The sequence below is a fragment of the Variovorax sp. WDL1 genome (genome assembly GCF_001541225.1).
Lineage (GTDB): Bacteria > Pseudomonadota > Gammaproteobacteria > Burkholderiales > Burkholderiaceae_C > Variovorax.
The window spans coordinates 1-11,873 of record NZ_LMTS01000346.1; the positions used below are offsets into that span (position 1 = coordinate 1).

The following is an 11,873-nucleotide window of genomic DNA, read 5'->3' on the forward strand; positions in this document are numbered from 1 at the left end:
CCGGACGCACCGGACGCACCGGACGCACCGGACGCACCGGCGGTCGAGGAACCTCCTGCGGCCGAACCCCGGGCGCCTATGGCGACCCAGGCCCGGGATGAGGGCGGCGAAGAGGAGGAAGAGGAAGAGGAGCCGGACGAGGAGGAAGACGACCTGGACCGCGCCCGCCGCGCCGCCGAGCGCGAGCAGCGTAATGCGCCGCCGCCCGAGCCGATCCGCTTCGTCGACGTCGTCTCGGGCCAGTTCGACGCCGACGAGGACAGCCCCGAGGTGCCTCCGCTCAAGCGTGTGCTGCTGCCCGAAGCCGACTCGCCGAAGCTGCACAAGGTGCTGGCGCAGGCAGGCCTGGGCTCGCGGCTCGAGATGGAACAGCTCATCCTGCAGGGGCGCATCTCGGTCAACAACGAGCCGGCCCACATCGGCCAGCGCATCCAGTTCGGCGATCAGGTCAAGCTCAACGGCAAGCCGATTCGCTACCGCATTGCGCCGCCGCCGGCGCGCGTGATCGCCTACCACAAGCCTGTCGGCGAGGTCGTCACGCACGACGATCCGCAGAACCGCCCCACCGTGTTCCGCAAGCTGCCGCGCCTGCCGCAAGGCAAGTGGCAGTCGGTCGGGCGCCTCGATCTCAACACCGAAGGCCTGCTGCTCTTCACCAGCTCCGGCGAGCTGGCCAACCAGCTGATGCATCCGCGCTTCGGCCTGGAGCGCGAGTACGCGGTGCGGGTGCTGGGCGCGCTGAGCAACGACGAGAAGCAGCGCCTGCTCGAAGGCGTGCGCCTCGACGACGGGATGGCGCATTTCGGCACCATCGAGGACGGCGGTGGCGAAGGCTCGAACTGCTGGTACCGCGTCACCATCTCCGAGGGCCGCAACCGCGAGGTGCGCCGCCTTTTCGAATCGGTGGGCCACGCGGTCAGCCGCCTGATCCGCATCCGCTACGGCGCCATGGTGTTGCCGCGCGGCCTGAAGCGCGGCGCCTGGATGGAGTTGGACGAGCGCGACATTCGCGCGCTGTTCCAGGCCGCGGGCGCAGAGCGCCCCGCACGGGGCGCCGCCGGTCCAAGGGGCGGCGGCCAGGAAGGCGGTGGCCGCAACAACCGCAATCGCAAGCGCCGCGGCAACCGCAACGGCGGCGGTGCACAGCCCGAGGGCCGCGAGCCACCGATCCCGAATCCGCTGACCAGCGGGCCCAACGCCCGCGGCCGCGGCGGCAACGGCGGCGCGCCGCAAGGGCAAGGACAGGGGCAGGCGCGCCGCAATCGTCAGGGCGGCAAGCGTGACGATCGCGCGCCGGGCGGCGGCGGTGGCAACAGCCAGCCCGATCCGATGAAGACCTCGCTGGGCTACATCGGCGCCGACAGCTTCTCGCGCCAGCGCAAGGAGCAGCGCGCCGGTCCGCGCCGCGGCGGCGGGGGAGGGCCCTCGGGCGGCAATTTCGGTGGGCAGGGCGGCCAGGGCGGCGGGCGCCGCCGCGGCCGCTGAATCGCGCGCCCGGCCGGGTTCATTCACTCGCCCGTCACGGGCGGTGAGGGCCGTGCCGGTTAAAATCAAAGGCTTTGTCAAGGGAGCGCAGCCTGTCGCTGCGGCTTGACGGAACTCATCGAAATCCAAGCACTCAGGAAAGCACTTCAATGGCCATCGAACGCACCCTCTCCATCATCAAGCCCGACGCCGTGGCGAAGAACGTCATCGGCAAGATCGTCTCCCGCTTCGAGGCCGCCGGCCTCAGGATCGTGGCCGCCAAACTGGTGCAGCTGTCGCAGGCCGACGCCGAGCAGTTCTACGCCGTGCACAAGGAGCGCCCCTTCTTCAAGGATCTGGTCAGCTTCATGATCTCCGGTCCCGTGTTCGTCCAGGCACTCGAGGGCGAGGACGCCATCTCCAAGAACCGCGACCTGATGGGCGCCACCGATCCGAAGAAGGCCGCACCCGGCACCATCCGCGCCGACTTCGCGGACAGCATCGATGCCAACGCCGTCCACGGCTCGGACGCCGCGGAAACCGCGAAGGTCGAGATCGCCTTCTTCTTCCCCGAGCTCAAGGCCCGCTGAGGCGGAGCCTTCCCCCGCGCAATGACCACGGCCAACCTGCTCGACTTCGATCTCGAGGGGCTGGCCGCGTTCTGCGAAAGGCTCGGCGAGAAGCGCTTCCGCGCCACCCAGTTGTTCCGCTGGATCCACCAGCGCGGCGCGAGCGACTTCGCGCAGATGACCGACCTCGCCAAGTCGCTGCGCGAGAAACTCGCGGGCAGCGCGAAGGTAGAGGCGCTGCCGGTCATCACCCAGCAGGAATCGGCTGACGGCACCATCAAATGGCTGTTCGATGTCGGCGACGGCAACGCGGTCGAGGCCGTGTTCATCCCCGAGGACGATCGCGGCACGCTGTGCGTGTCGTCCCAGGCCGGTTGCGCGGTGGGCTGCCGCTTCTGCTCCACCGGCCACCAGGGCTTCAGCCGCAACCTGAGCACCGGCGAGATCATTGCCCAGCTCTGGTTTGCCGAGCACTTCCTGCGCAAACACCTGGGACGTGACGAGCGCGTCATTTCCAACGTGGTGATGATGGGCATGGGCGAGCCGCTGCAGAACTACGCGGCCCTGGTGCCTGCCTTGCGCACCATGCTCGACGACAACGGCTATGGCCTGTCGCGCCGTCGGGTGACGGTGTCGACCTCAGGCGTGGTGCCCATGATCGATCGGCTCGGCGCCGACTGCCCGGTGGCGCTGGCGGTGTCGCTGCATGCGCCCAACGATGCGCTGCGCGACGACCTGGTTCCGCTCAATCGCAAGTACCCGCTGGCCGAGCTGCTGGAGGCGTGTCAGCGCTACCTGGCGCATGCGCCGCGCGACTTCATCACCTTCGAGTACTGCATGCTCGACGGCGTGAACGACCAGCCCGAGCACGCGCGGCAGCTGGTCGAACTGGTGCGCTCGCAGGGCATCTCCTGCAAGTTCAACCTCATCCCATTCAACCCCTTCCCGGCCTCGGGCCTGCTGCGCTCGCCGCAGCCGCGCGTGCTCGCCTTCGCCAGGCTCCTGGGCGAAGCCGGGATCGTGACCACGGTGCGCAAGACCCGCGGCGACGACATCGACGCGGCCTGCGGCCAGTTGGCCGGCGACGTGAAGGACCGGACCAGGGCCGCCGAGCGCATGGCGCAGCGGCGCACCGTGGTGCTGCACCCGGCGCGCAAGAAGCCAGCCACCCCCACCGCCCAGGAGCAATGAAGCAATGATCAAGGCCCCTTCGACCGCGCGGCAGCGGATGATGCAAGCGCTCATCGGCCTTGCGGCGGCGTTCCTGCTCGCCGGCTGCGCCACCAAGGATGCCGGCGTGCCCAGCACGGCCGGCAACGCGGGCGGCATCGTCACCGACTCGGACGAGGGCAACGCCCGCAAGCGCGCCCGGCTGCGCCTCGAGCTGGCCATCGGCTACTTCGAGCACGGGCAGCCCACGGTGGCGCTGGACGAGATCAAGCAGGCGCTCGCCGCCGATCCCAACTTTGCCGACGCCTACAACCTGCGCGGCCTGGTCTACATGCGCCTGGACGACGCTGGCCTGGCCGAGGACAGCTTCCGCCGCGCGATCGCGCTGAACCCGCGGGATCCCAACACGCTGCACAACTACGGCTGGCTGCTGTGCCAGCAGAACCGCTTCGCCGACGCACAGCAGCAGTTCGCGGCGGCCCTGGCCATCTCCACCTACGGCGATCGCGCCAAGACGCTGATGACGCAGGGCGTGTGCCACCTGCGCGCGGGGCAGCGCCCCGAGGCCGAGCGCAGCCTGACGCAAGCCTACGAGCTCGATGCCGCCAACCCGGTGATCGGCTACAACCTGGCTTCGTTGCTGGCGCAGCGCGAGGACTGGTCGCGCGCGCAGTTCTACATCCGCCGCATCAACAACGGTCCCGCGGCCAGCGCCGAGACGCTGTGGCTGGGCATCAAGATCGAGCGCCGGCTCAACAACCGCGACGCGGTCACCCAGCTTGCCGGACAGCTCCAGCGGCGCTTTCCCCAGTCGCGCGAGGCAGTGGCCTATGAGCGCGGAAACTTCAATGATTGAGAAGGCGAGCGAATTCGGGGCCTCTGCTGCGGTACCCCTGATGACAGGCGACAGCACCCACATGTCGGCTGGTGACATGCTGCGCCAGGCACGCGAGGCGCACGGCCTGCACCTCGACATGGTGGCCGCCGCGCTCAAGGTGACGCCGCAGAAGCTGGCCGCGCTGGAGTCCGACGACATCGAGGCCTTGCCCGATCCGGTGTTTGCGCGTGCGCTCGCTGCCAGTGTCTGTCGCGCCCTGCGCATCGACTCCGCGCCGGTGCTGGCCAAGCTGCCCGGCGCGCAGCCCGCGGGCCTGGCAGAAGCCGATCGCACCATGAGCAAGGCCCTGCCGTCGCAGGTGCGCGCCGGCAGCAGCTCGAGCGGCCTGCCGTCGCGCCCGCTGCTGATGGTGGTCGGGCTGCTGCTGGTCGGCGCGGCGGTGCTCTTCTGGCTGCCGCAATCGGTTTTCGATCGGGTCGGCGAGGCGATCTCGCAGATCACCGGCCGGGCCGACAGCAGCGAGCCGTCGGCGCCTTCGGCACAAGCGCCCGCAGGGCCACAGGCTGGCGGTACTGTTGTCGAGTCTGTCCAGTCCGCGGCGCCGGCTGCTGCCCTCGCCGCCAGCGGGGTACCGGCCACCGCGGCAGCTCCGGAGGTCCAGGCCCCGGCGCCGTCGCCGGTCGATGCGCCGGAACTGATCGTCTTCGTCGCGCGCGAGGACTCCTGGATCACGGTGAACGACGCCGGCGGCAAATCCCTGTTGCGGCGCACGGTGCAGGCCGGCGAAACCGTCGGGCTGAACGGCACCTTGCCCATGTCCGTGGTCATTGGCCGCGCCTCGGTCGTGGACGTGCAGGTGCGCGGCAAGGCCTTCGACCTGAAGCCGCTGACGCGCGGCGGCGGTGTGGCCCGGTTCGAGGTGAAGCCGTGAGACGCCGGGCCGCTCCCAAGTCGAACAGCACCGTAGCGCGCAGCGCGGAGGTTACGCAATGAACGATGACACGGTGACCCCGGGAGGCTGTTTGCCCATCGAGTCGGCCGCACCGGGCGCGCGCCGCTCGCGTCAGGCCAGCGTGGTGTGGGGTCCGCGCACCGTCACCGTGGGGGGCGACGCGCCGGTGCGGGTGCAGTCGATGACCAACACCGATACCGTGGACGCAATCGGCACCGCGATCCAGGTCAAGGACTTGGCGCAGGCCGGCTCGGAAATGGTGCGCATCACCGTCAACACGCCCGAGGCCGCGGCGCAGGTGCCCTACATTCGCGAGCAGCTCGACCGCATGGGCGTCGATGTCCCGCTGATCGGCGATTTCCACTACAACGGCCACCGCCTGCTGACCGACTTCCCGGCCTGCGCGGAGGCACTCAGCAAGTACCGCATCAACCCTGGCAACGTGGGCAAGGGCGACAAGCGCGACCGCCAGTTCGGCCAGATGATCGAGGCCGCCATGCGGTGGAGCAAGCCGGTGCGCATCGGCGTCAACTGGGGCAGCCTCGACCAGGAGTTGCTGGCCGGCCTGATGGACGTCAACAGCCGCCGCCCCGAGCCCTGGGACGCCAGGCAGGTGATGTACGAGGCGCTGGTCAGCTCGGCCATCGGTTCGGCCCAACTGGCCGAATCGATGGGCATGGACGGCCGCCAGATCATCCTCAGCTGCAAGGTGAGCGGCGTGCAGGACCTGATCTCGGTCTATCGGGAGCTGGCCAGGCGCTGCGACTACGCGCTGCACCTGGGCCTGACCGAGGCCGGCATGGGCACCAAGGGCACGGTGGCCTCGGCGACCGCCTTGTCGATCCTGCTGCAGGAAGGCATCGGCGACACGATCCGCGTCTCGCTGACGCCCCAGCCCGGCGAGTCGCGCACGCAGGAGGTGGTGATCGCCAACGAGATCCTGCAGGCCCTGGGCCTGCGGGTGTTCGTGCCCAGCGTCACCGCCTGCCCCGGCTGCGGGCGCACCACCAGCACCACCTTCCAGGTGCTGGCCAAGGAGATCGACGACTACCTGCGCATGCAGATGCCGGTCTGGCGCACCAAGTATCCGGGGGTCGAGACGATGAAGGTGGCCGTGATGGGCTGCATCGTCAACGGTCCCGGCGAGAGCAAGCATGCCGACATCGGCATCAGCCTGCCCGGCACCGGCGAGGCGCCGGCCGCGCCGGTCTTCATCGATGGCGAGAAGGCGCTCACGCTGCGTGGCGAGAACATCGCCGCAGAGTTTCATCAACTGGTCGAAAACTACGTCGAGAAACGCTTCGGCGGCGCGGCTGCCGCGCAACCCGCCTGAGCGTCCACATCCATGGCTGACAAATTGAATGCCGTCAAGGGCATGAACGACACCTTGCCGCCGGAATCGGCGCGCTGGGAATGGCTCGAGGGCGTCGTGCGCGAGCTGATGTCGCGCTTTGCCTACCGCAACATCCGCACGCCGATCCTCGAGCACACGGCCCTGTTCGTGCGCGGGATCGGCGAGGTGACGGACATCGTCGAGAAGGAGATGTATTCCTTTCACGACCGCTCGGACAAGTACGGCGACAACGACCACCTGACGCTGCGCCCGGAGAACACCGCCGGCATCGTGCGCGCCGCGATCGAGCACAACATGCTCTACGACGGTGGCAAGCGCCTGTGGGCCATCGGCCCGATGTTCCGGCGCGAGAAGCCCCAGCGCGGGCGCTTCCGCCAGTTCCACCAGATCGATGTCGAGGCACTGGGCTTCGCCGGGCCGGACGTCGATGCCGAACTGGTCCTGCTGGCCAACGCGCTGTGGAAGGCCATCGGCCTGGCCGACGTGCGGCTGGAGATCAACAGCCTCGGCCAGCCGGCCGAGCGCGCGCAGCACCGTGCGCATCTGATCGCGCACTTCGAGGCGCATGCCGGCCAGCTCGACGAGGACGCCCGGCGCCGCCTGCACAGCAATCCGTTGCGGATCCTCGACACCAAGAATCCCGCGATGAAGTCACTGGTGGAAGCGGCGCCCAAGCTGATCGACTTCCTGGGGGCAGAGTCGCTGGCGCACTTCGACGGCCTGAAGGCCATCCTCGACGCCAACGGGATCGCGTACACCGTCAACCCGCGACTGGTGCGCGGCCTCGACTACTACAACCTGAGCGTCTTCGAGTTCGTGACCGACCGGCTCGGTTCCCAGGGCACGGTGTGTGCCGGCGGGCGCTACGACGGCCTGTTCGAGCAACTGGGCGGCAAGCCCGCGCCCGCCGTGGGCTGGGCGATCGGCGTGGAGCGCGTACTTGAGCTGCTGAAGGAGCAGGGTGCCGCGATCCCCGCGCCCGCGCCGGACGCCTATGCGGTGGTGCCGGATGCGACTGCAATGCCGGTCGCGCTGCGTACGCTGCAGCAGCTGCGCGAAGCCGGGGTGCGGGTGCAGATGCACGCCGCTACCGCCGATGGCCTGGGCAGCTTCAAGTCGCAGTTCAAGAAGGCCGACAGCAGCGGTGCGGCCTACGCGCTGATCTTCGGTGCCGACGAACTGGCGCGCGGCGAGCTCACGGTGAAGGCGTTGCGCGACGGCACCGGCGCCCAGACCCCACGCCCGCTGGCCGATCCGGCTGCCTGGGCCGCCACCCTACAATCCCCGGCTCCCAAGAACTGACCGCACATGGCCACCCATCTCGATCTCGAAGAACAGGAACAGCTCGATCAGCTCAAGCATTTCTGGAACACATACGGCACGCTGATTACCTGGGTCGTGGTGTTGGCGGCAGGCGCCTTCCTGGCCTGGACCGGCTGGCAGTACTGGCAGCGCGAGCAGACGGCGCGCGCCTCGGCGCTCTACGACGAGCTCGAGCGCGGCGCGCAGGCTGGCGACACGGCCCGCGTCGAGCGCGCGCTCGCCGACATGAAGAGCAAGTTCGCCGGGACGGCCTATGCCCAGCAGGGCGGCCTGCTGGCCGCCCGCGTGCTGTATGAAAAGGGCAATGCCGACGCCTCCCGCGCGGCGCTGGCCTGGGTGGCGGAGCACGGCACCGACGCCGGCTACCAGGCCGTGGCCCGGTTGCGCCTGGCCGGCGAGCTGCTCGAGGCCAAGTCCTACGACGAGGCGCTCAAGCAGCTTTCTGCCGGCATGCCCAAGGAATTCGAGGCCCTCGCGGCCGACCGCAGGGGCGACATCTACATGACCCAGGGCAAGCGCGAGGAAGCCAAGGCCGAATACCGCAAGGCCTGGGCCGCCTTCGACTCGGGCAACGAATACCGCCGACTGGTCGAGATCAAGCTCAACGCGGTCGGTGTCGACCCCAACAGCCTGGCTCCGGCCGGCACCGCATCTCCCGCCAAGAACACACCATGAATTTCAGCCAGCGTTCGATGCTTCCCGCCTCCCTCCTGCGCGCCGGGGCCGTTGCGCTCTTCGTCGCCGCGCTCGCGGCCTGCTCGGGCACGCCCAAGCCCAAGCCGGCCGAGCTGCCGCCCAACCCGGCGTTGCTCGGCGTGCGGCAGGCCTGGAACATCCGCATTCCGAAGGTCGAGTTCCCCCTCACCACCGACGTGAGCGGCGACATGGTGACGGTGGCTTCCAGCGACGGCACCGTGGTCATGATCGATGCCCGCTCGGGCCAGGAGTCCTGGCGCGCCAACGTGGGCAGCCCGCTGGCTGCCGGCGTGGGGAGCGATGGTTCGCTCGTGGCGGTCGTCACCACCGGCAACGAACTGGTCGCCCTGCAGGGCGGAAAGGTGCAGTGGCGGCAGCGGCTTTCGGCCCAGTCGTACACCGCGCCGCTGGTGGCCGGACGCCGCGTCTTCGTGCAGAGCGCCGATCGCACCACCAGCGCCTGGGACGGACAGAGCGGTCGCCGGCTGTGGTCGCAGCAGCGCACTGCCGAGAACCTGGTGCTGAAGCGCTCGGGCGTGCTGATCGCGGTCAACGACACGCTGGTGGTCGGCGTCGGCGGGCGCTTGGTCGGCATCAACCCGGCCAACGGCACGTCGCGCTGGGAAGCGCCCATCGCCGCGCCGCGCGGCACCAACGACGTCGAGCGTCTGGTCGACCTGACCGGCAGTGTGAGCCGCGTCGGCGACTCCGTCTGCGCGCGCGCGTACTACGCCAGCGTCGGCTGCGTCGACACCTCGCGTGGCACCTTGGCCTGGAGCAAGCCGGCCAGCGGGGCCGACGGCATTTCCGGCGACGACCGCTTCATCTACGGCACCGAGGACAACGGCAATGTGGTGGCGTGGCGCCGCGAAGACGGCGAGCGCGCCTGGCAGGTCGAGCGCTTCAAGTACCGCACGCTGACCGCGCCACTTGCGGTCGGGCGCTCGCTGATCATCGGCGACGCCGCCGGCCTCGTGCATGTGATCTCGCGCGAGGACGGCGCGCTGCTCAATCGCCTCACGCCCGACGGCTCGCCCATTGCCGCGGCGCCCGTGCTTTCGGGCAACACGGTGGTGGTTGCGACCCGCAACGGCGGGATCTTCGGCTATCGGCCCGAGTAGAACGTAGAACGGCGAACGCTCGACCATGAAACCCGTCATTGCACTGGTCGGGCGCCCCAACGTCGGCAAATCGACGCTGTTCAACCGCCTGACCCAGACGCGCGACGCCATCGTCGCCGACTTCGCCGGTCTCACGCGCGACCGCCACTACGGGAACGGCCGCCAGGGCCGGTACGAATTCATCGTCATCGACACCGGCGGCTTCGAGCCCGACGCAGGCAGCGGCATCTTCAAGGAGATGGCCAAGCAGACGCGACAGGCGGTGGCGGAGTCCGACGTGGTGATCTTCGTGCTGGATGCGCGCGAAGGGCTCTCGGCGCAGGACCACGACATTGCCAACGAGCTGCGCCGCCTCGGCAAGCCCTGCGTGCTTGCGGCCAACAAGGCCGAGGGCATGAAAGACAACGCGCGGCTCGCCGAGTTCTACGAGCTGGGCTTCGGCGAGGTGCACGGCGTCTCTGCCGCACACGGGCAGGGCATCCGCGGTCTGGTCGAGCTCGCACTCGATCCGCTGGCGCTGCCCGAGCCGGACGACGAGGACGAGGAAGAAGTCAACAAGCCGATCAAGCTCGCCGTCGCGGGCCGGCCCAACGTCGGCAAGTCCACCCTGATCAACACCTGGCTCGGCGAGGAGCGGCTGGTCGCCTTCGACCTGCCCGGCACCACGCGCGACGCGATCTCCGTGCCCTTCGAGCGCAACGGACAGCGCTTCGAACTCATCGACACCGCGGGCCTCAGGCGCAAGGGCAAGGTGTTCGAGGCGATCGAGAAGTTCTCGGTGGTCAAGACCCTGCAGGCCATCGAGTCCGCCAATGTGGTGCTGCTCCTGATCGATGCCACCGAGGGCGTCACCGACCAGGACGCCCACATCGCCGGCTACATCCTGGAGAGCGGCCGCGCGGTGGTGATCGCGATCAACAAGTGGGACGCGGTCGACAGCTATCAGCGCGAGCAGATCCAGCGCCAGATCGAGACCCGGCTGGCCTTCCTGAAGTTCGCCTCCCTGCACTTCATCTCGGCCACCAGGCGCCAGGGGCTGGGCCCGCTGTGGCAGGCCATCGCGCAGGCACACAAGTCCGCGACCCGCAAGATGTCGACACCGGTGCTCACGCGCCTGCTGCTCGAGGCCGTGCAGTTCCAGGCGCCCAAGAAGTCAGGCATGTTCCGGCCCAAGATGCGCTATGCGCACCAGGGAGGCATGAACCCGCCGGTGATCGTCATCCATGGCAACTCGCTGGAGCACGTCACCGAAGCCTACCGGCGCTTTCTCGAGGGACGCTTCCGCAAGGAGTTCGATCTTGTCGGCACGCCGCTGCGCATCGAGTTCAAGACCTCGCACAATCCCTATGCCGACAAGGAAGGCTGAACGCCCGCTGTTGGCGCGGCGCTGCTGCATTTCGGGGCGGGCCGCGCGAGCGGTGCGGGCGCCCGAAGTTCCGGCTTTACAGTGCCGTTATTTTTTGCGGGCCATTCGGGTTTCGTGCTGCAGTGCGGAAGTGCTGTGTTAAGGTGACCGCTCCAACAACTACTCTTGAACACGGAGAATATCGTGAGCAATAAAGGGCAACTCCTACAAGACCCCTTTCTGAATACCTTGCGTCGAGAGCACGTGCCGGTTTCGATCTATTTGGTCAACGGCATCAAGCTGCAAGGGCAGATCGAGTCTTTCGATCAGTACGTCGTGTTGCTTCGCAATACGGTGACTCAGATGGTCTACAAGCATGCCATCTCTACCATCGTGCCGGGTCGGGCCGTCAACTTCTCGGCAACCGAGAACGACGGCGCTCCTGCCTGAGTGCACGGAGCGCGGCGGCTCGCCCGCCGCGCTTTTTCCAATTGATTCCGCTTGTCTGAACTGAATTCCCGGAAAGACGGTGCCGTCGTCCTCGTCGGCGTCGATTTCGGGTTGCCCCATTTCGACGGCGAGCTCGAGGAACTCGGTCTCCTCGCGCAGACCGCGGGCCTTGCCCCAGTCGCGCGCCTGGTCGCCAAGCGCCGAGCGCCCGATGCGGCCCTGTTCGTCGGCAGCGGCAAGGCCGAGGAGATCCGCGAGCTGGCCGATCTGCACGGCGCCAGCGAGGTGATCTTCGACCAGGCACTGAGCCCCGCGCAGCAGCGCAACCTCGAGCGCCAGCTCGGTGTGGCTGTGTACGACCGCACCTTCCTGATCCTCGAGATCTTCGCGCAGCGCGCGCGCTCTCACGAAGGCAAGCTGCAGGTCGAACTGGCGCGGCTGCAGTACCTCAGCACGCACCTGGTGCGGCGCTGGTCTCACCTGGAGCGCCAGCGCGGCGGCATCGGTGCGCGGGGCGGTCCGGGCGAGACCCAGATCGAACTCGACCGCCGCATGATCGGCGACGCCATCCGCCGCACCCGCGAGCGGCTC

11 protein-coding genes and 1 pseudogene are annotated in these 11,873 nt (G+C 68.7%); all 12 read left to right on the forward strand.

Annotated features, from left to right (window positions below):
- Positions 1 to 1,485, forward strand: a 1,485-nt coding sequence (locus tag APY03_RS38480; protein ID WP_443082871.1) for a pseudouridine synthase, incomplete at its 5' end; no start/stop codon positions are given.
- A gap of 149 nt (positions 1,486 to 1,634) precedes the next feature.
- Entirely contained in the window at positions 1,635 to 2,054 is a 420-nt protein-coding gene (ndk, locus tag APY03_RS38485) for a nucleoside-diphosphate kinase (protein ID WP_068685917.1), read from the forward strand.
- A gap of 21 nt (positions 2,055 to 2,075) precedes the next feature.
- Positions 2,076 to 3,224: a 23S rRNA (adenine(2503)-C(2))-methyltransferase RlmN gene (gene rlmN / locus APY03_RS38490; RefSeq protein ID WP_068685919.1), complete on the forward strand. Its 1,149-nt coding sequence runs from the start codon at positions 2,076 to 2,078 to the stop codon at positions 3,222 to 3,224.
- Positions 3,225 to 3,228: 4 nt separating this feature from the next.
- Positions 3,229 to 4,059, forward strand: a complete 831-nt coding sequence (gene pilW, locus APY03_RS38495) for a type IV pilus biogenesis/stability protein PilW (RefSeq protein WP_068685921.1) — start codon at positions 3,229 to 3,231, stop codon at positions 4,057 to 4,059.
- A gap of 40 nt (positions 4,060 to 4,099) precedes the next feature.
- Complete coding sequence (locus APY03_RS38500; RefSeq protein ID WP_232324569.1) at positions 4,100 to 4,972, forward strand: helix-turn-helix domain-containing protein; 873 nt, start codon at positions 4,100 to 4,102, stop codon at positions 4,970 to 4,972.
- Positions 4,973 to 5,030: 58 nt separating this feature from the next.
- Entirely contained in the window at positions 5,031 to 6,326 is a 1,296-nt protein-coding gene (gene ispG, locus APY03_RS38505; protein ID WP_068685925.1) for a flavodoxin-dependent (E)-4-hydroxy-3-methylbut-2-enyl-diphosphate synthase, read from the forward strand.
- Between the two features lie 12 nt (positions 6,327 to 6,338).
- The gene (gene hisS / locus APY03_RS38510) at positions 6,339 to 7,649 is read left to right on the forward strand and encodes a histidine--tRNA ligase (protein WP_068685927.1); all 1,311 of its coding nucleotides are present in this window, start codon (positions 6,339 to 6,341) and stop codon (positions 7,647 to 7,649) included.
- A gap of 6 nt (positions 7,650 to 7,655) precedes the next feature.
- Entirely contained in the window at positions 7,656 to 8,345 is a 690-nt protein-coding gene (locus APY03_RS38515; RefSeq protein ID WP_068685929.1) for a YfgM family protein, read from the forward strand.
- Positions 8,342 to 9,487, forward strand: a complete 1,146-nt coding sequence (bamB, locus tag APY03_RS38520) for an outer membrane protein assembly factor BamB (protein ID WP_068685931.1) — start codon at positions 8,342 to 8,344, stop codon at positions 9,485 to 9,487. Before APY03_RS38515 ends, bamB begins: the two co-directional genes overlap by 4 nt.
- Positions 9,488 to 9,512: 25 nt before the next feature.
- Positions 9,513 to 10,853: a ribosome biogenesis GTPase Der gene (gene der, locus APY03_RS38525; protein WP_068685933.1), complete on the forward strand. Its 1,341-nt coding sequence runs from the start codon at positions 9,513 to 9,515 to the stop codon at positions 10,851 to 10,853.
- Positions 10,854 to 11,036: 183 nt separating this feature from the next.
- Complete coding sequence (gene hfq / locus APY03_RS38530) at positions 11,037 to 11,282, forward strand: RNA chaperone Hfq (RefSeq protein ID WP_068686134.1); 246 nt, start codon at positions 11,037 to 11,039, stop codon at positions 11,280 to 11,282.
- Between the two features lie 51 nt (positions 11,283 to 11,333).
- Positions 11,334 to 11,873, forward strand: a pseudogene (locus APY03_RS45205) (GTPase HflX); the annotation flags it as partial.